Source organism: Pseudomonas putida NBRC 14164, assembly GCF_000412675.1.
GTDB classification, from domain to species: domain Bacteria; phylum Pseudomonadota; class Gammaproteobacteria; order Pseudomonadales; family Pseudomonadaceae; genus Aquipseudomonas; species Aquipseudomonas putida.
The window spans coordinates 676,307-697,477 of sequence record NC_021505.1 but is presented as its reverse complement, the minus strand read 5'-3'; the positions used below and the strand labels follow the sequence as shown (position 1 = coordinate 697,477).

General features: G+C 63.4%; 7 protein-coding genes. 3 read left to right on the top strand and 4 right to left on the bottom strand.

Going from position 1 to position 21,171, the window contains the following annotated elements; genetic code table 11:
* Positions 1 to 4: 4 nt before the first annotated feature.
* From PP4_RS03075 to PP4_RS03060, 3 genes are all read left to right on the top strand, one after another.
* A complete protein-coding gene (locus PP4_RS03075; protein ID WP_016497825.1) occupies positions 5 to 10,546 on the top strand; it encodes a VCBS domain-containing protein in 10,542 nt (3,513 codons plus the stop codon).
* Between the two features lie 35 nt (positions 10,547 to 10,581).
* Positions 10,582 to 12,096, top strand: coding sequence for a TolC family protein (locus PP4_RS03070; RefSeq protein WP_016497824.1), 1,515 nt, complete (start codon positions 10,582 to 10,584; stop codon positions 12,094 to 12,096).
* 361 nt (positions 12,097 to 12,457) lie between these two features.
* Positions 12,458 to 14,095 carry a mechanosensitive ion channel family protein gene (locus PP4_RS03060; protein WP_016497823.1) on the top strand — a complete coding sequence of 546 codons (1,638 nt, stop codon included), beginning with the start codon at positions 12,458 to 12,460 and terminating at the stop codon, positions 14,093 to 14,095.
* A gap of 11 nt (positions 14,096 to 14,106) precedes the next feature.
* On the opposite strand, the gene aspT is transcribed toward PP4_RS03060, so the two are convergent.
* From aspT to PP4_RS03040, 4 genes are all read right to left on the bottom strand, one after another.
* Complete coding sequence (gene aspT, locus PP4_RS03055) at positions 14,107 to 15,795, bottom strand: aspartate-alanine antiporter (protein WP_016497822.1); 1,689 nt, start codon at positions 15,793 to 15,795, stop codon at positions 14,107 to 14,109.
* Positions 15,796 to 15,878: 83 nt separating this feature from the next.
* On the bottom strand, positions 15,879 to 18,407 hold the full coding sequence (locus PP4_RS03050; RefSeq protein WP_041167536.1) for a spermidine synthase: 2,529 nt from the start codon (positions 18,405 to 18,407) through the stop codon (positions 15,879 to 15,881).
* 83 nt (positions 18,408 to 18,490) lie between these two features.
* Complete coding sequence (locus tag PP4_RS03045; protein WP_016497820.1) at positions 18,491 to 20,056, bottom strand: arylsulfatase; 1,566 nt, start codon at positions 20,054 to 20,056, stop codon at positions 18,491 to 18,493.
* A 98-nt stretch (positions 20,057 to 20,154) separates the two neighbouring features.
* On the bottom strand, positions 20,155 to 21,156 hold the full coding sequence (locus tag PP4_RS03040) for an HAD family hydrolase (RefSeq protein ID WP_016497819.1): 1,002 nt from the start codon (positions 21,154 to 21,156) through the stop codon (positions 20,155 to 20,157).
* Positions 21,157 to 21,171 lie beyond the last annotated feature (15 nt).

The following is a 21,171-nucleotide window of genomic DNA, read 5'->3' as shown; positions in this document are numbered from 1 at the left end:
GGAAATGGACATCAACCGCAGAGCCGGCTTTGCCACAGTGTCACGCCCTCGGTCGCAGACCCTGGCGCTTGAACAACGGATCCTCTTCGACGGCGCCGCCGCAACCGCTGTAGACCAACAGCACCACAGTGACGCCAGCCCCGCTGAAACCCAGGACAGCAGCCATCCCGCACCGACCGCCAGCGAAGCGCAAACCGCTGCCCCGGCGCCCGCCCCCCGCAATCTGGTGGTAGTCGATGCCCGTGTGGAAAACCGCGACCAGCTGGTCGCCAGCTTGCCCACCGGCACCACCGCACTGGTGGTGGACCCTGGCCAGGATGCCATCGCCGCCATCAGCACGGCCCTTGCGCAGTTGGGCAAGGTCGACTCGATCCAGGTGTTTTCTCATGGCGCCTCTGGCCAGTTCACCCTGGGCAACCAGGTGTTCACCAGCCAGCCGGTCGAGCAGTTGGGCGACCGGCTGAGTGCCTGGCGCGGCGAGCTGAATAGCGGTGCCGACATTCAGCTGTACGGTTGCGATGTCGGTGCCGGCAGCGCCGGCCAGGCGTTGGTCAACGAGCTGGCCCGCTGGACCGGTGCCGACGTCGGCGCCTCCAGCAATGCCACCGGCAGCCCCTTGGCGGGTGGTGACTGGCGCCTGGAAGTCAGCAGCGGCGATGTCGACAAAGCCATCGCCCTGGCCGCCGCCACCCTCGACCGCTTCCAGGGCCTGCTGGCCGATGCCAGCCCCACCGCCAGCCTGGGCAGCGGCGGTGCCGAGGTGCAACTGGGCGAGCAATTCACCTTTACCGTGAGCTTCAACAACCCCTCGACCCAGGAAGGCTACGCCCCGTTCATCGACGTATTCATGCCGGCTACCGGGCGCGACGGCGATGATGGTGCCAGCTTCGTCTCGGCCACTTACCTGGGCCAGACGGTAAACAGCTTCGTGATCACCTTCGATGCCAACGGCAACGCCACCCACCCCCTGGCCAAGGACGCCAGCGGCAACGCGTTGGTGATCAACGCCGCCAGCGTGGGCATGAAACCCGGCGACCAGATGGTGGTGCTGCAGCTGCCCTACGCCAGCGTCACCAACGGCCAGCCCAGCATCGACATCCAGATTACCGCGCAGCTCAGCAACCTGGCAGATACCACTTACTCCGACGGCGCGCCCAACCTCACCATCAACACCCGCGCCGGCTTTGAATACGGTAACGACTCACTGAACAACCCGGTCCAGGACCCGAGCCTGGTGGAAGCCGCACTGCACAGCTTCGTCGTCACCCCGACCCTGCTGAAGGTCGAGCAAACGGTCAATATGCCCGAAGGTGAAACCGTCACCGGTCCGAACTTCACCCGCACCCAGACCGTGACCGTGACGCCCGCCCCGGGGCAGACCCTGAGCAATGTCACCGTGACCCAGACCGTGCCCGATCAGGTACACGTCAGCGCCATCACCCCGGGCCCGGGCGGCACCCTGACGTCGGTGACGCTGCACGACGGAACCGTACTCACCAATCCGGCGTTGATCGCCCTGGCGCTGGCCAACCCCAACGCCTTCGTCGCCAGCTACGATGTGCACTACGACACCCTCAGCGCCGCCAGCACGACCCAGGTCAGTTTCTATGTGCCGGAAATCGACGCCAATGGCCGGCCGGTGATCGACCCTGCCACAGGCAACCCCGTGCAAATCAACTTCGGCACCGCCAGCGTCACCGGCGACTGGAACCCGCTTGACCCACGCGACCGCCCCACCGACCCAGACGGCTACCCGTTCAATGAAACTGGCAATAGCCAGGGCGTGACCTTCGTCGCCAAGTCGATCACCCTGCTCAAGCAGGTCAACTTGCAGACCGATGTCGGCACAGCCGGCCTCACCCCCGGCGACACCCTGCGCTACACCATGGACGTGGCCATTTCCGACTTCTTCGCCTTTGGCGAAAACATTCTCGAGCAAGGGCAGTTCACCCTGACCGACCTGCTCAGCGATGGCCAGACCTTCGACCCGAACAACCCGCCCACCCTGCTGATCCAGCAACATGGCGTGGCGCAAAACATCGCTCTGATCTACACCCAGACGGTGAATGCCGACGGCAGCACCACGCTTGTCTTCGACATTGCCGAGTCGATCCGTCAGGCCATCGCCGGCCCCGGCATCGCAGCGCTGTTCGGTGACCTGTACGACGACACCGTGCAGGAAGGCGCCACGCGCCTGAGCATCGTCTACGACGCAACGATCGACGCCACCTACACCAGCGACCACCCCCCCCACGACCAGCTCAACGAAGGCGACAGCGTCGGCAACAACGCCACCGTCGATGCCACCGTGCTGCGCGACGCGGTCAACCTCGGCGGTACTCAGACCGATGGCTCCAGCACCACCAGCACCATCGACACGTCCACGGTCGACATCGAACTCACCCAGGTCAACGGCGGCAACCCGCCGAGCAACGGCGAGCTGCGCCCTGGCGATGTGGTGACCTTCACCATCAACTACGACCTGCTGGTAGCCGATTACGAGAACTTCAAGCTCACGGCCTACCTGCCACTGCCCCTGCTCGACGCCAGTGGCATCAACTGGAGCTTTGGCACAGGCGTTGGCCAATGGACGTTCGGCAGTGGCAACAACATCCTGGATGTGCCTGACAGCGTCACCACCGGCCCTGGCAACTCGATCATCTTCGACTTCGGCAATTTCGTGTCCGGCGGGCTCAATGGCGGCACCGTGCAGGTGCGCTTCACCATGGTGGTGGGCGACCAGCCGTTTGCCGACCAGCGTGAACTGGACGTGCTGGCGCAATCGAGCCAGACCACCACGGTGGACAAGACCGTGCTCACCTCATCGGATGTGGCCGTGATCGAGTCAGTCGCCGAGCCCGTACTGGACATCAAGCACGGCGTGGTCTCCAGCACCAACGGCAGCGTCACCGGCACCACAGGCAGCTGGACCGCACCCGGCACCAGCGGCGTGCCCTTCAGCGGCAGCGTCACCAGCCTGGCTGCCGTGGACGGCAACGTCAGTGGTATCGATGGTGCCGACACCCTGCGCCTGGCCACGGCCCTGAAAAACACCGGCGGCGGTGGTGCCTTCGACGTCAGCACCAGCATCACGCTACCCGCCGGCCTGTCGTTCGTCGGCGGCAGCCTGGGCGCCGCCAACCTGCAGATCTACCGCGGTGACGGCACCTTGCTGGTGCAGGGCACCGACTACAGCGTTACCGGCAACGCCATCACGTTCCTCGATGCCAACGGCCAGGCCACCTTGCTGGCTGGCCGCGCAGGCACTGCCAGCGACTTGTCCGGGGCCAACGTGGTGGTCATCACCTACGACGTCACGGTAGACAATGCCATCCTCGCCTCCAGCACGCTGCAGAGCACCGCATCGCTGACCTACTACGCCAGCGTGAACGGCGGCCAGGACTTCACCCCAACCGATATCACCGAACTCGCCAACCAGCAGGTCGCCGCGCCGACCATCAGCAAGACCTACAAGGATGGCAGCCTCAGCGAGGATGACTCCAGCGCCACGCACACCACTGGCAGCAACCTGGTAATCGGCGAAAGCATCACCTACGACATCGTCGTCACCCTGCCGGAAGGTGCCACAGGCAGCCTGCGTATCAATGACCTGATTCCGCCTGGCTTGCGCCTGGATCCGCGGTTCAACGGCAACCTGGGCTATGAGATCATCACCACCACCGCAGGCAGCGGTGCCCTGTCGGCCAACTTCAACGGCATCCTCAACGTCAATCCGGTGACCCTGGATGGCAGCGACGGCGCCGACCTGATGCTGGCGTTCAGCAGCGCCGGGGCCACGGCCGACAACGTCATCGGCAACAACAGCTTCGTCATCCGCCTGGTCCTGGTGGCCAGCAACGTGCCTGGCAACCAGCAAGGCACCACGCTGAACAATGGCGCACAACTGGTCTACAGCGACCCCGACGGCGACACCCCCAACGGCACCGCCCCGATCGATCGCAGCCTGGTCAGCCCTCAGCAGCCCGGCGTAAGCATTGTCGAGCCCACCCTCAGCGTCACCCAGCAGGTGACTTCGACGCCCACTTTCGGCGGCTTCGACGAGGGCGATACCGTCACCTTCACCATCACCGTGGCCAACAATTCCGGCACCGATGCCTTCGACATCAGCCTGCTGGACGTGCTGCCCACCGAGATCGACAACCTGGTGGTCAGCGGCACCATCCAATACAACGGCGGTGCCAGCAACAACGGCGGCGTCGATTTCGTCATCCTCAACGGCCAATTGGTGACCGCCAGCGGCGCCAACATCGACATCGCCAACGGCGGCAGTATCGTCATCACCCTCAGCGGCGTGGTCAACGCCACCGCCGCAGGCCAGGCCGCAATCCCCAACAACGTCGACGTGCGCTGGAGTAGCCTGAACGGCACCAATAACACCACCGATACAGTCAATGGCGAACGCAGCGGTGACGATGGGCTGCTCAATTCGGGCGTGCTCAACGATTACCAGGTATTGAGCGCTTTGCTGATCCCGGTCACCAACGGGATCCAGGTGTCGCGCGTTGGCGGGGTGTCCGACACGCCGCCCGCCACCAATGGCAGCGGCGCCACTGATACCAGCGGCCTGCAGGAAACCGTGGCGGTTGGCGAAATCGTCCGCTACCGGGTGGCCGTGCTGGTACCGACCGGGGACAACCCCAGCTATCAGATCCGCATCGAACTGGCCGCAGGCCTGGAATTCATCCCGGCCGACCTCAACAACATCCTGATTGCCATGGTGTCGAGCCAGCTCAATGGCCTGACCACCGACGCCACCAACCTGCTCAGCGGTGGCACGCTGTACATGACCGGCAACCAGAATAGCGACGTGGCCTTGCCTATCCACACCGACCTGGGTGGCGTGGAGCCTTCCGGCATTTTCGATGGCAATAACGGCCGGCTGCAGATCACCACCAACGCTGATGGTAGCCAGACCATCACCTTCAGCCTCGGCAACCTCACCAACACCGAAGCCAACGACAGCGATATCGAAGGCGTGATCCTCGAATTCAACGTGCGCGTCAGCAACGTGGCCGGCAACCAGGCCAACACCCAGCTGGGCATGACCGTGTTCGAGCATGTCGGCGACAACGGCGGCGTGGATCGCGGCAAGAGCGATACCGTGTTCGAGCGCGTGGTGGAGCCGAGCTTCACAGGCATGGACAAGTCGGTCATCGACGTGACCCCGGGCGCCGTAGCCGGCACCACCGACGCCACGGTGTCGGTGAGCTTCACCCAGAACGGCGGTGTGCCAGCCTACGAGACGCACCTGGCCGACCAGTTCCCCAATGGCAGCAACTACCAGGTGCAGAGCATCCTGCTCAACGGCGTGGCACTGGACCTGGGCAACCTACCTGCGGGCGTCAGCTTCACCGACGGCACAGCCATTGCCGTGGACTTCGCGCGGCTGGCGCCCAACGATACGGTTCAGGTGATCTACACCGTCACCCTGCCCAACCAGACCATCGCCGACAACGCCGCCAGCGCTGCCGTGCTGACCTGGACCAGCTTGCCCAGCGACTTCGAAAACACCGGCTGGGGCGGTTCGCTACCCGCCACTGCCGGCGGGGCCACGGGTGAGCGCACCGGCCAGGACGGCGCGGCCGGCTTGAACAACTACATCCTCAGCGACGGCGCCGGCATGGGCGTGATCCAGGGCACGCTGTGGGACGACACCCGCAGCGCCACGGACAACGTCAGCCCCGACGGGCCGGGCCTGGACGGCATCGGCGTCAGCCTGACCTGGGCCGGTGACGATGGCCAGTTCGGCACCGCCGACGACCACACCTTCAGCACCGTCACCAGCAATGGCGGCCTCTACCAATTCGCCCTGCTGCCCTCGGGCAGCTACCTGATCGCCGTGGCCCAGGACCATCAGGCCAGCGCCAACAACAACTTCCGGGTACGCATCGATACCGACACCGGCGCGGCCTTGGGAGGCCTGGGCCGGGTCAATGTGGCCCTGGGCGAAGGCAGTACCGGCATCGCCGACGCAGGCTACGTGCACATCAACGAGGCGCCGATCAACACCGTGGCCGACCAGCAGGGCCAGGAAGACACCGTGCTGCATATCGGCGGCCTGGCCATCAGCGATGTCGACGTGCACGTCGGCAACTCCGACGGCATCATGACCATCACCCTGACCGTGGTGCATGGCGTCATCTGGCAGACCGCCACCCCACCGGCCCCAACCGCCACACCGCCCGCCGGCAGCGGCCGCACCTTGGTACTGACCGGCACTCTGAATGAGCTGAACGTGTTGCTGAGCCAGCTGTATTACAAAGGCGACCAGGACTTCAACACCTTCCGCGATGCGGAAACCCTGACCATGGTCAGCAACGACCAGGGCAACTTCGGCGACGCACCGCTCAACGGCGACGGTATCCCCGGGCAAAACCCGGCCGACGCGCTGACCGACACCGACGTGATGAACATCGTCATCGACCCGGTCAACGATGCCCCAATCGCCCACGCCGACCTGGCCATCGCCGTGGAAGCCGGCGGCTTGAACAATGCCGACCCGGGCGTCAACCCGACCGGCAACGTGCTGGCCAACGACACCGATGTCGATATCCAGACCAACAACGACGTGCTCACCGTGACCCGCATCGCCAGCAATATCGTGCCAGGCGGTGTGGCAGTGCCGGCGACCGGCGTCACGGCCATACAGGGCCGCTACGGCACCCTGCTGATCACCGCGGGTGGTGGTTTCCAGTACAACGTCGACAACGCCAACCCAGAGGTACAGGCGCTGCGCACGGCAGGCAATTTCATCAGCGATTTCTTTGGCTACGACATCGTCGACAGCGGCGGCTTGCCCAGCAGCGCGGTGCTGCAGGTGAATATCCACGGCGCCAACGATACCCCCGTGGCTGCGGCCGACACTGCTATCGCCCTCGAAGCCGGCGGTACCAACAACACAACGCCAGGCCAGGACGCCACCGGCAACCTGCTGACCAACGACACCGACGTCGATTCGGTGGCCTTGGGTGAAACCAAGCAGGTCACCGCCGTACGCTACGACGGGCCCGGTGGCGGCCGGATCATCCCCGTCGCCACTGGCCAGGCGACCACTGTGCAAGTGAATTTCGGCACGCTGACGATCAATGCCGACGGCAGCTACCGCTACGTCATCGACAACAGCAACCCCGCCGTGCAGGCGCTCTCCCCCGGCCAGACGCTAACCGAGGTGTTCACCTACCAGATGGCCGACGCCGGTGGCCTGAGCTCGGTGAATATCCTCACCATCACCGTGCAGGGCGCCAACGATGCGCCGGTAGCCGTGGACGACGTGGGCAGCGCCAGTGCCGGGGCCAGCGACGGCAGCCCGGTGCCGGTCAATGCCAGCGGTAACGTGATTACAGGCAATGGCGGCGTGGGCACCGACACCGACGTCGACAACCTCGACCAGCCGACCGCCACGCAACTGAAGGTCGATGGCGTGCGCAGCGGCCTGGAAAGCGCCGGTGGCGCCCTCAGCCCGGTGGCCAACGGCGCACCTGCGGCCATTACCGGCACGGTAGCGCGGCTGGCCGACAGCAGCCTGATCAGTGGCAACTTCGGCCAACTGGTCCTCAACGAAGACGGCACCTACAGCTTCGCGGTCAACAGCGCCGACCCGGCGATCCGCGCGCTGAGCGCCGGGCAGAGTCTGCAGGTGATCTTCACCTACCAGATCCACGACAGCGGCGACCTGACCGACCAGGCGCAGTTGGTGATCACGGTAACCGGGGTCAATGACCCGCCCGTGGTCAATCCGGTCAGCATCGACGCCATTGAGGCAGGGGGGCTGAACAACGCACAACCCGGTCTGGACCCTGCCGGCAGCATACGTGCCGCCTACAGCGACCCGGATGGCGATACCCTGACCATCAGCGGCGTAATCAGCCCGAACGGCATCAACGGCACGCCTGGCCAGGCCCTGGCCGGCAACTACGGCAGCCTGGTGCTCGATGCCCAGGGCAACTACAGCTACGTGGTGGACAACAGCAACAGCGCGGTGCAAGCCCTGCGCACCGATGCAGACCGGCTGACCGAGGTGTTCCAGTACAGCGTCAGCGATGGCAACGGCAAGGTCGTCACCGCCACCTTCACGGTGGTGATCCATGGCCGCGACGACACGCCCATCGCCACCATTGACAGCCCCATCGCCATCGAGGCCGGCGGGGTCAACAACGGCACGCCCGGCCAGCCAGGCAGCGGCAACGCGCTGGGCAACGACACTGACGTCGATGCCGGTGACAGCAAGACACTCGACGGCATCTACCTCGGCACCCTCGCCGCTGGCGGCACGTTCATCCAGGTCAATGCCGGCGCGACCGTGGTGGCCGGTACCTACGGCACGCTGAGCATCGACGCCAACGGCAACTATGTCTACACCGTAAACGACAGCCTGGCCGCCGTGCAGGCGCTCAAGGCCGGCGAGCAGCTGCGCGAGACCTTCAGCTACCGCATGCACGACACTGACGGTGCCAGCTCCCAGGCGCAGATCAACATCACCATCGAAGGCCGCTACGACACCCCGGTGGCCAATGACGACTTTGCCTACGCGGTGGCCGTGGATGACGACGGTTCTGGCGGACGCAACCCCACCGGTAACGTGCTGAACAACGACACCGACGTCGATGCCAACGACACCAAGGCCGTCACCGCCGTGGGCGTGGGTGCCGAGAGCAACAACCCGGTCCTCGACCCGCTGACCGGCAGCGCGACCGTGACCACCAACTTCGGCACCCTCACGCTCAATGCCGACGGCAGCTATCAGTTCGTGGTCAACTCCAACGACCCCACCATCATCGCCCTGGGCCCGCTGGGCTTCGTCATCCAGCGCTACACCTACCAGGTCACAGACGCCGGCGGGTTGAACGATACCGCGACCCTGACCATTTTCATCCGCGGCGAAAACCAGCCACCGGTTGCTGGCCCAGACCAGGGCCTGGCCGTCGAAGCCGGCGGCACCGACAACAGCATCCCGGGCAGCGACCCCAGCGGCAACGTGATGGACAACGACAGCGACCCGGACACCATCAACATACTGTTCCCGGAAACCCTGGAGGTGCTGGCGTTCTGGAGCGGTGACGGCCCGCTGCCAAACGATGCCAGCCTGGTCGGGCAGACTCTGCGCGGCCAGTACGGCGACCTGACCGTCAATGCCGACGGCAGCTGGAGCTACGTGCTGGACAACAGCCTGCAGGCCGTACAACAGCTGCGCACCAGCGGCCAGACCCTGGTCGACAACTTCACCTACCTGCTATCGGACTTCTGGGGCGGAACGGCCAACGGCTTGCTGACCATCACCATCGACGGGCGCAACGACTACCCCGTGGCCAATGACGACATCGCCAACGCCGTCGAAGCCGGTGGCGTGAACAATGGCACCCCCGGCGTAGACCCGCAGGGCAATGTGCTGGACAACGACACTGACGTCGACGGCGTGCAGTACGGCGAGAGCAAGACGGTGCTGCAGTACACCGGCGAAAATGGCCAGACCGCCAGCGCCGGCCAGGTATTGCAGGGCGTTTACGGGACGCTGCTGATCAGCGCTGACGGCCGCTACCAGTATGTCGTCGACAACAGCAACCCGACCGTACAGGCCATGCGCAGTGCGGGCGAATCGCTCCGGGAAGTGTTCACCTACCGCATGCGCGACACTGCCGGCATTACCGCTGATGCCCGCCTCACCGTCACCATTCAGGGCGCCAACGACAACCCGGTAGCCCGCGACGACAGCAACACCGCCAGCGACCAGGTGCCGGCGCCACACACCAGCGGCAACGTGCTGCCCAACGACAGCGATGTGGATGGCGGCGACGGACTAAGCGTGACCGGCATCCGCAGCGGCCAGGAAGCCGGCACCGGCAACGCGGGCGTGATCGGCCAGCCGATTGCCGGCCAATACGGCACCCTGGTGCTCAACGCCGACGGCAGCTACACCTACACCATCGACCTGAGCAACCCGGACGTGCTGGCAGCCGCAGGCCTTGGGCAGGTGCTCAAGGACTATTTCACTTACACCATTGGCGACCTGGCCGGCGCCACCGATCAGGCCCAGCTGATCATCACTCTGGATATCTCCACCCCATACATTCCACCGGGCCCGTACTTCGACCGCGACAGCCAGAACCGTCTGAACAATCTGCCGCTGCCAGACGTGAGCCCGGCGATCTTCGTCGCGCCGGTGGTCGAACGCGTCAACCAGGCCCTGACCCTGTCCGCCTGGGACGCCGATGGCAGCGATGTGCGCCTGTTCGCCACGCCTGAAATCGAAAGCCAGTCGCTTGGCAACGGGCTTGGCCTGGTCCCGGGCCAGTTCGTTGCCAGCGCGGTGGCCGAGAGCCGGCGCGCCAGCCTGGAGGACCAGTACTGGATCGACGGCCGACACGGCGTCATCAGCCTGACCGCCGACGGCCTGCTGCCGGACCCTTCGCTGTGGGCGCCCGTACCCACCGACATGGTCGCGCCACCGGAGCAACCGCCACAGCCTGCGCGCGGCTTCCGCGCGCAATTGCGTGAAGCCGCCCAGCGCCGCGGCAGTAACGCCCCATGAAGCCGATACATTCGCCGACGGACCAAGGACTGCCTATGTCAGTATCGACCTTTAAGACCCTCAGCACCTTCACGGCTGTCAGCGTCCTGCTCAGCGCCTGCTCGGCTTTCCAGCCCAAACCCTTCACCGAAGACGAAATGCGCCAGCGGGTGGTCGAAGACCAGGCGCGCATGTACAAGGAGCAGGAGCCGGTCAACGGGCCAATCACCTTCTACGAAGCTTCGGCACGCGCCCTGAAGTACAACCTCGACTACCGCCTGAAGCTGCTGGAAAGTGCGCTGGCCTCGGACCTGCGCGATGTCTCCAGCCACGAAATGCTGCCGCGCCTGGTGGCCTCGGCCGGTTATGCCGGGCGCAACAACGATTCCGGCGGCACCTCGATCGGCATCGAGGACCGCCAGGTCAGCTTGCGCCCGTCCACCTCCGAAGAGCGTTACCGCACCCTCTACAGCCTGGGGCTGTCGTGGAGCCTGCTGGACTTCGGGGTCGCCTACTTCCGCACACAGCAGAAGAACGACCAGATGCTGATGGCCGAAGAGCGCCGGGAAAAGGTTGCGCAGAATGTCCTGCAAGACGTGCGCAACGCCTACTGGCGCGCGCTGGGCGCCCAGCGCCTGCTGCCCGAGGTGGACGGCCTGCTGATGCGCACCCACCGCGCCCTGACCGCGGCCCGTGAAGCCGAAGGCAAAGGCCTGCTGCCGCGCCAGGACATCCTCGCCTACCAGCGCGCCCTGCTCGACTCGGTGTACATGCTCACCGTGCGCCGTCAGGACCTGGAATTCGCCCGCGCCGAGCTGGCCGCCCTGATGTCGCTGCCGCCGAATACCCGCATGGTGCTGGCCGACAACGCCGAACAGCCGCTGCCCCTGTTGACCAGCAACGTCGAGCAACTGGAGCGCCTGTCACTGGAGCGGCGCCCGGAAATCATGGAAGAGTGGTACCGCAAACGCGTGAGCATGAACGACCTGAAAATCGCCAAGGCCCAGTTGTGGCCGAATGTGAGCTTCAACTACGGCTATGAGTACGACTCCAACAAGTACCTGTACAACAGCGACTGGAACCAGACCGGCATCAATGTCTCGATGAACCTGCTGCGGCTGCTGCAGTATCCGGACATCGCCGCAGCGGAAAAAAGCCAGGAAAAAACCGACGACATGCGCCGCACCGCGCTGTCGATGGCGATCCTCACCCAGGTCCGCGTGGGCCTGTTGCGTTACCAACTGGCGCGTCAGGAAGTGGAGTTCGCCGACGAAAGCCTGCGCGTGGACCAGAGCCTGCTCAGCTACGCCCAATCCTCGCGCAACGCAGCGCTGGGCAGCGAACTGGAGCTGATCCGCGCCGAAGGGCGCCTGCTGCTGTCGCGTTATCAGCGCGAAGCCGCCTATTCCGACGCTCAGGCGGCCTGGGGCCGGCTTTATAACTCGATTGGCTTCGGAGTTATGCCAAAGGAAATTGAGCAGCACGACGTCAAAACTTTAGCTCATGAGATTGAGAACACGATGGATAAGCAAACCAGGGAGCACCTGCTATCAGTGGGAGCGCCTCTGTGAAAAGCTCTGCTGGTATACCGTCTGGAATGGAATAACTAGAGCCCTTATTAGGGCTCAGACGCAGAATAGGTTTCGCTCTTTCGGACTATCAGAGGGGAGGGTGTCTGGATTGAGGGAAGCCCCAGCTTTAAGACGCCCTGGCCAGACCCGACCGATCTGGAGTCGTGCAATGTGCTATGCACGGCAAAGTAGGTCGGGCCCAGCACCAGTAAAAGAGCTCGCGTGAAGAGCCCGAGCAGCCTGGTGCGGAGCGTCATTGAAACTTCCGTGAAAGTGCACAAAGACTTGATACTAGCAACAGAAAGCGGCCTGAACCCGACTATGCTGCAAGCAATCCACTAGCAGTCACAGGGGCTGATAAATGGGCAGGAAGCGCACGTTCGGATGGGGTGCTTGGCTGATACTTTTGCACCACTTGCTGTTTTCCCCTCTGCTCCATGCGGCCCCCCCTCAGTCCCAGCCAGAGCTAGAAGGGGTCCTTGCCGAGCCCGCCCCCCTGACCGTCATCAACCGCACGGTGCTGGTGTTCCGTGCGACCCTGCTGGGCGAAACACCTGCGGTGCGTGCCCAGCGAGCCAAGAAGGTCATCGAGGACACGCTCCAGGAAACCAATGACCTTGACGTCCGCCTCGACCCTATCCTGCACAGCTACCTGGTACTGCTGGGCGGGCGCCGTGCATTCATCGTGACGCCACTGGATGCTGCGGCCGATAGCATCACCGCGGGCGAGGCCGCCGCGCAGGCGGCCGAGAATCTTCGTCTGGTTGTCGAGGAAACCCGTCAGGCGCGTAGCCTGCGCTTTTTGCTCACCGCGATAGGCTACAGCGCTGCAGCAACTTTGATCTTTTTCATTCTGGCCAAGGCCGCAAGCTACTGTCGCCGCAAGCTCCTGGGGCTGTTAGCTGTGCTGATGGGCAAACACTCCGAGCGTTTCAAGGTCGGTCACACGCAACTTTTCGACCTGCAAAACCTCTACTACCTGATAGACCGCTCACTCTGGCTGCTGTATTGGTTGGTATTGTTGTTGCTCTGCTACCAATGGCTGGGTTTCGTGCTCTCTCAGTTTCCTTATACCCGGTCTTGGGGTGAAAGCCTCAATATCCACCTGATGGAGCTTCTCGACTACCTGGTCAGCGGTATTTTGCGTGCCCTGCCCGGCCTGGCCGTTGCGCTGTCGATCTTCTTCATCGCCCGTGGCATCAGCTCCTTCTCCAAGCGCGTGCTAAGGCGCATGGCACGCCCGGGCACGTTGAAATGGCTAACCGTCGAAACCTTGCAACCGACCATGCGCCTAACTTCGCTGGGAATCTGGCTATTCGCCCTGGTGATGGCCTACCCCTATCTGCCCGGCTCAGGTACCGATGCCTTCAAGGGGCTGTCAGTATTGCTCGGTCTAATGATTTCGCTGGGCGCAACCAGCGTCATCGGCCAAGGCGCTGCCGGATTGATCCTGACCTACACCCGCACGCTGCGCGTCGGTGAATTTGTGCGCGTGGCCGATTATGAGGGCACAGTAACCGAGGTGGGCATGTTCACCACGACGATTCGCACTGGGCTTGGCGAAGTTCTGACACTTCCCAACTCAATGATTACCGCCTCGGTCACGAAGAACTATTCACGCATCGTGCAAGGGCCAGGTTATGTGGTCGATACCGTTGTGACCATCGGCTATGACACGCCCTGGCGCCAGGTCGAGGCGATGCTGCTGGAAGCGGCGCGACGCACCGAGGGCGTGCTGCAGGAGCCCCAACCCCAGGTATTCCAAACGGCACTTTCGGACTTCTACCCCGAATATCGCTTGGTGGCCCAAGCCATTCCGTCAGAACCCAGACCACGCGCGTTGCTGCTGAGCCTGCTGCACGCCAACATCCAGGATGTGTTCAACGAGTTTGGCGTACAGATCATGTCCCCACACTACCTTGGCGATCCGGAGCAACCCAAATGGGTGCCCAAGGAGCAGTGGCATGCGGCTCCGTCCAAACCTGAAAACACCGCTTGAGCAAGGTTCGCTCAGGTGGTGGTCAGCGCAATGATCACCGGCCCACAGACCGCCAGCAGAACGTTGGAGATGGCATAGCACACGGTGAAGCCGATGACCGGCGTATTGCTGCCGGACTGCTCGATGATTTTGTTCATTGACGCCGCTTCTGTTTGCGCGCCGGCCAGTGCGCCAAACAGGATCAAGGGGTGCAGCCGCAACACGTAATAGCCAAAATACAAGGTCACCACCGGCGGGATAAGGGTGACTGCTGCGCCGGAAATCAAGAGCGCCAGGCCTTGCGTTTCGATGGCAGCCAGCGCGGCGGGGCCTGCCAGCAGCCCGACGACCGCCCCAAAAGCCGTGAGCCCGAATTCCGAAAATGCCCACTGCGCCGCAGGCGGGAGCGCGCCGAAATCAGGGTGGCGCGAGTTATACCAGCCAATCAGCAAGCCCACCAGCAACACGCCGCCACCCACCCCCAACTCGACCGGGATGATGCCTATGTGAGTAGACAGCATGCCGAGCAGAGACCCCACCACCAACCCCAGAGCATGGATCGCGATATCGCTCTTATGATGCACCGGACGAATCCGGCCCATCTGCTCGGCCAGCGTTTCGACACTACGGCTACGACCGTTCAGGGTAATCACGTCGCCGCGGCGCAATACCGTGTCGGGCAGCAGAGGCAAATCCAGGCCCTGACGAGTGATGTCGACGATATAACAGCCCATACGCGTGGCACCGACCAGTTCATGCTTGATCTGTCTCAGAGTTCTGCCCGACAGCTTGCGCGAGGTGAGTACAATTTGCGCCGTGCGGGTGGCGAACGACATCGCTATCGAGTCATCCACTTCGGGACCTATCCATTGGCTGAGCTGAGCAACGGCTTCGCGCAAGGCGTAAACGCCAAGCACGTCACCACGCTGTAGGCGCAATTGTCCATTCCGCTCCAGCACCCGGCCGTCTCGCACAACCCGCTCGATACTCAGATTGGGGTGCCGGGCCTCGATATCGGCAATGCTCCTACCCTCAGCCGCCGGCCCTACCAGTTGATGTGCACGCACCACGATACGCGTGTAGGGAATGCTCAAGGCAGCATCCTCCTGCTCGATACCCAGTGAGCGCTCCAACTCTCGCGCAGAGCTGGCCAAATCCACGCGTAGCAGCCGCGGAGCGATGCTGCCGACGAAGACCACCAGGCCAATGGTACCGAACACGTAGGTGATGGCGTAGGCCACTGCCATATGGCTGTTGAGTTGCGCCTTGGCTACCTCGTCGATAGACAATTGAGCGATGGCACTGCTGGCCGTGCCCATGATGGCCGTGTCAGTGAGGGCGCCAGCGCCAAGCCCGGCGGTGAATCCGGCATCGAAGCCATACACGCTGTACATCGCCAGAATCGTTGCCAGCGCAGTGCCGCACAAGACCACCGAGAGCAGCACCAGTTTAAGCGTGCCTCGGTTCAGGCTACCGAAGAATTCAGGACCACTCTTGAAACCGACGGCGTAGATGAACAACGCGAAGAAGACCGATTTGAGCTCATGTGGCACCTCAAGCCCTATTTGCCCAATGAGCAGCCCCATGAGCAGTGCCCCGGCAACCGAGCCCAGGTGAAAACTGCCCATGTGTACTCGCCCGATCAGAACGCCCGATGCGATGGCCAGGAACACGGCAATTTCCGGGTTTGCACGTAACGCATGGAGCACGAATTCGATCATTGCCGTTTGTCCCTGAACTCATCGTGGTGTAGATAGCCATACGCCTGCTGCGCGGCCTGCATGCCCGATATCTACCGGTGCGTTCAGCGCTTGCCGCCGGTGAACCAACGCATGTAAGGATTCTTGGCGCTGATCGGTGCCAAGGCCCGCGCCTCGCGCATCCAGCCCTGGCGATTACCGTTGTAAGCCAATAGCGACAAACCATAGAAACGACGCAACAGCGCCCACTCATCATTCACCCCGGCTTGTACCGAAGGGCTAGCGTTTTCCAAGGGCGGCGCTACCCGCAGCGCCAGTAGCGCAGGCAGCACACGGGTGATTTCATGCGGCCGTACCCACGGCGCATACTCGATACGGGGCCGATCATCGGTAACCGGTTGTGCATCGCCGGCATAGCGCTCAAGCCCTTGTCTGTCGGTAACCCAGGTGGCCAGCAACGCCTCGACCGAGTTTACGCCGACCTGGGCCAGGGAAGCCGAAACCTGGGATTGCTCGAAGCGTTGGCGAATGCGCGAAACATCCAGCACCATCGGCGTTGCCGAACCGATCAACAGCATCTCGTGAAACTCGGTGGTCCACAACGAGGCATGTGGGAACACATCAAGAAAGCTGCGTACCAGCGAGCGACTGTCCTCGTCATTCTGTGTGGGAAGCGGTAGCCACTGCGCTACCAGACCATGCTCGTGCAATCGAGAGGCTGCCAACTGGTAAAAATCGCGCGAATACAGGTTGACTACACCTGCCGCTGAAGGCGGTGGTGGCTCCAAGGTGATCACGTCGTATCGTTGCTCATTACGCAACAGCTCACGGCGCCCATCACGCAGGCGGATGTCGAGGCGTGGGTCGTTCACAGCGTTGTAGTTACCAGAGAACAGGGGCGCCGCGGCCAGCACCTGCGGCAGCAGTTCGGCCACCACCGGGTGCTCCAGGCCGGGGTAGCGCAGCATCGCCCCGGCGGTGATGCCGGTGCCGAAGCCGATCACCAGGGCCGAGCGCGGCTCACCACGATGGATCAGCAAAGGCAGTAAGGCCTGCAACCGCATGTAGCGCAGTGACGGCATGGCATCACCGGTGTTGGACACACCCTGGATGTACAGCCGGTTGAAGGCTTGCCCTTGGCGCTGCTGGTTGACCACTGCCACCGTGCCACCGCGGCCTTCCTGGTAGAACACCAGCTCGCCGCTCCGCGCGCCTGGCAACAACTGCGCCAGCCGCTCTGATGGGGTGAGCACGCCGGTGACCAGGGTTGCGCCGCCCACCAGCAAGACCAAGGCCCGCATGCCCTTGTGCACGGCGTGGCCGCGCCATGCCGCGACGGCGCCGATCGCCGCCGCCACGCAAGCGAGTACTGCCAAGGTGCGCACCAGCCCGAGTTCAGGCACCAGGACAAACCCTGTGAGCATGACGCCAATGATCCCGCCCAGGGTGTTGAGGGCAACCACCGCCCCAACGTCCCGGCCCACCCGGCCGCTGTCCACGGCCAGGCGCAAGGCCAGGGGGAATGCCGCCCCGAGCAATGTGGTCGGTATGAACACCACGCACACCGCGGCAGCCGCAAAGCGTGCGCACATACCCGCCAATTGGCTGCCGGTCAGCTGCACCACGTGGCTTTCCAGCAGCGTCTGCCAGGCCACCAGCCAACGCCCGAGCCCGGCAATCTGCAGCAACGCCAGCAGCCCGGCGGACGCGATCAGCAGGGCGAACAGGCCCCAAGGGTCACGGATGCGGTCGGCGCGCCGGGCGTACAATGCACTGCCCAGAACCAGCCCCGCCAGGTAAGTGGCCAGCACCACCGAGAACGCAAAGGCGCGCGTGCTCATGAATTGCACGATCGATTGCGTCCACACCACCTCGTATCCGAGCGCCACGCCGCCGGCCAGGCAATACAGGGCGATGGCCAGCCGAGCCTGCGGCGTGCGCGGCAGCGCAGTGTCGCCCGAGCTCGGCAGGGTGCGCTCGTCCCTCCTGCGCCCGCACCAGGCGCCCAGCGCGGCCAGCAGGTTCAACGCCCCTGCTACGCAGGCGGCACCGGTGACGCCGAGCAGGGGCAGCAAGACGAATGCCGCCAGCAAGGTGCCGCAGATCGCGCCGGCGGTATTGGCGGCATACAATCGACCACCCGCCTCGCCCGTCTGCGCGTCAGTGGGGGTCAGCGCACGCACCAGCACAGGCAAGGTTCCGCCCATCAAAAATGCCGGTAGCCCGACCAGACTGAATGGCAGCAGCCAGGCTAGCAGGCCGACACTCGCCTCCAGGCGAGCAAACAGTGCCGCACTCTGCGCCAGGCCCAGGGTCGCCGCCACGGCCAGTACCGCAACCGCCAACTCCAGCCCCGCATACAGTTTCAGCGGGTGACTCAGCCCGTCTGCCCAGCGACCGAACAGCAGGCCACCCAGTGCCAGCCCCGCAAAAAACGCACTGATGCCAGCTGTGATGGCGTATACCTCAACCCCAACCACCAGAGATAACTGCTTGACCCAAAGCACCTGGTAGATCAGCGCTGCGCCGCCAGACGCGAACAGCAGCGCCGCAGGCAGCAGCCACGGCAACGGTGCTTGAGTTTCGTTAGTGCTGCGATTGTCGGCGCGGGAAAGGTTCACAACTGCGGGCATCATCAAGCCTTAGCAGACCCACGGGTCTGTCCGCACTGAATATGAAAGAATGCGCCCGCCATGGGCGGGCGCGGGCATTGCCGTTACTTCTTCATCTTCTCTTCGATCTTTTTGTCCACGTCAGCCCGGATCTGGTCGATGCTGAAGCTTGCCGGGCGCTGACTCGGCGGATACTCCACGAATGTCTGCAGGAACGCGGCAGCCTTGCGGGTACCCTGGAAGATCAGGTAGTCGTTCTTGGTCACCCAATCGTAGTACTGGTTGGAGACCACATCGGCGCGCTCATACGGGTCCATACGCAAGTTGAAAATCTTGGGCACCCGCAGGCAGGTGAACGGCTCGCTCCAAACCGCGAAACCACCGGGGGCGCGCTGTTCGCAGAACACCAGCTTCCAGTCGCCGAAGCGCATCGACACCAGTTCACCGTCATCGTTGAAGTAATAGAATTCGCTACGTGCGCTCTTGTCCGCTTTGCCGGTCAGGTAGTCCAGCTGGTTGTAACCGTCCAGATGCACCTTGAAGTTCTTGCCACCCACATCGGCGCCCTTGAGCAAACGGTCCTTGATGCCAGTGTCACCGGCTGCGGCCAGCAGTGTCGGGAACCAGTCCAGCCCCGAGAAAATCTGGGTGGACACCGTGCCCGGCTTGACCTTGCCAGGCCAACGGATCATCGCCGGCACGCGGTAGGCGCCTTCCCAGTTGGAGTTCTTCTCGTTGCGGAACGGTGTGGTCGCGGCATCAGGCCAGGAGAACTGGTTAGGGCCGTTGTCGGTGGTGTAAACCACGATGGTGTTGTCGGCGATCTTCAGATCATCGAGGGTCTTGAGCAGTTTGCCCACGTCACCGTCGTGCTCGACCATGCCATCTGCATACTCATTGCCCTGCATACCGCTCTGCCCGCGCATCGACTCGCGCACGTGGGTATAAAGGTGCATACGGGTGGTGTTCATCCACACGAAGAACGGCTTGTCAGCCTTGGCTTGTTTGTCGATGAAGTTGATTGCCGCCTGGGTGGTCTCGTCGTCGATGGTCTCCATGCGCGACTTGGTCAACGCACCGGTATCCTCGATCTTGCCATCGGCGCTCGACTTAATCACACCCCGTGGCGAGGTAGCCTTGACGAATGCCTCATCATCCTTGGGCCACAGTTCACGCTCCGGCTCTTCCTCGGCGTTCAGGTGATACAGGTTGCCGAAAAACTCGTCGAAGCCATGATTGGTCGGCAGGTATTCATCCCGGTCGCCCAAATGGTTCTTGCCGAACTGGCCAGTGGCATAGCCCTGCGCCTTGAGCGCCTGGGCGATGGTGACATCGCGCGCCTGCAAACCCACGGGCACACCAGGCATGCCGACCTTGGACAAGCCGGTGCGCAGCGGTGTCTGCCCGGTGATGAAGGAAGAACGCCCAGCGGTGCAGCTGTTCTCGGCGTAATAGTCAGTGAACAGCATGCCTTCCTGGCCGATGCGGTCAATGTTGGGCGTCTGATAGCCGACCACGCCCTTGCCATAGGCGCTGATGTTGGTCTGGCCAATGTCATCGCCGAATATCACCAGGATATTGGGCTTTTCCGCGGCGGTTGCCGTGCACACGCTCACCGCTGCAGTAGCGGCTAGCGCGAATGTGGTTATCCATCTTCTGCTGGACTTCATGGGGCGGTTTCTCCATATCACGTCTACTGGCGTTGGCCACGACTACGTGCACGATCGACCTACTGCTTGGCTGGTTCCCTGTGCCCTGCGGTTCTCTTTCATTGAGCCTGGTTGCTTTCGAATGGGTAGATGCGCTGCCACTCGCGGGCCATATCGACCACGGTCCAGTTCGCACCCTTGGCGGCATCCAGCGCCTTGTCCAAGCGCCCGACCTTGCTGTCGCGGTCATAGGCCCATTCGCGTGTCGCGTCGGTGTGATGGACCAGGCCGGCAAAGCGCTTGCCGTCGCCAGCCATGGTCCATTGCAGCATTTGCAAGTCGCCGTCGGAGTTGCCAAAGGCGAAGATCGGGCGACGGCCGATATGGGCATCGATGCTCACCGGCTTGCCTGGGCCATCGTCGTTGTGCAGCAACTTGGGCAGACGTTCGATCGACAGTTTGCCGTTGTCATCGATGAAGCGAGCCTGCAGCGTGGTGCCGATCACCTGCTCTGGCGGCACCCCGTAGACTTCCTCTGCGAATGCACGCATGAACGCCACCTCACCGCCCGAGACGATGTAGGTCCTGAAACCGTTGGCCCGCAGGTACTGCAAAAGTTCGAGCATGGGCTGGAAGACCATCTCGGTGTACGGCCTGTGGGTGCGAGGGTGTACGGCCGTTGCCAGCCAACGCTGGGTATTGGCGATAAACGCCTCGGTGCTGACCCCGGCATGAGTGGCGGCGACGATCTTGAGCATGCCGTCCATGCCGCTGTCACTCAAAGCCTTCTGGTCGCCCTCCAGAACGGCCTTGAACGGCTGCTGGCTGGTCCATTCCGGGTGTTGCGGTGCGAGTCTTTTGACCTCATCAAGGGCAAACAACACCTCAAAATACAGCGGCTGCTCGCTCCATAGCGTGCCGTCATTGTCGAAGACGGCAATGCGCTGGGCCTCGGGCACATAGTCTTCACTGCCTTCGGTGGTCACGGCGTCCACGAACGCTTCGATGGCTTGCCGTGAGGGGCCATCCCGCCAGGAAGGCAGCGCATTGGCCGCCTGCACCGCCAAAGGCAACACGAGTAACAAGGCCAACCACCAGCGCGCACGGTGTAGATCGAGCATGAAGTATCCCTTCTC

Excerpts from the sequence above, each read along its gene's own strand:
- PP4_RS03075 (WP_016497825.1), top strand. The coding sequence starts at position 5 with ATGGACATCAACCGCAGAGCCGGCTTTGCCACAGTGTCACGCCCTCGG.
- PP4_RS03050 (WP_041167536.1), bottom strand. The coding sequence starts at position 18,407 with ATGCCCGCAGTTGTGAACCTTTCCCGCGCCGACAATCGCAGCACTAAC.
- PP4_RS03045 (WP_016497820.1), bottom strand. The coding sequence starts at position 20,056 with ATGAAGTCCAGCAGAAGATGGATAACCACATTCGCGCTAGCCGCTACT.
- aspT (WP_016497822.1), bottom strand. The coding sequence starts at position 15,795 with ATGATCGAATTCGTGCTCCATGCGTTACGTGCAAACCCGGAAATTGCC.
- PP4_RS03040 (WP_016497819.1), bottom strand. The coding sequence starts at position 21,156 with ATGCTCGATCTACACCGTGCGCGCTGGTGGTTGGCCTTGTTACTCGTG.
- PP4_RS03070 (WP_016497824.1), top strand. The coding sequence starts at position 10,582 with ATGTCAGTATCGACCTTTAAGACCCTCAGCACCTTCACGGCTGTCAGC.
- PP4_RS03060 (WP_016497823.1), top strand. The coding sequence starts at position 12,458 with ATGGGCAGGAAGCGCACGTTCGGATGGGGTGCTTGGCTGATACTTTTG.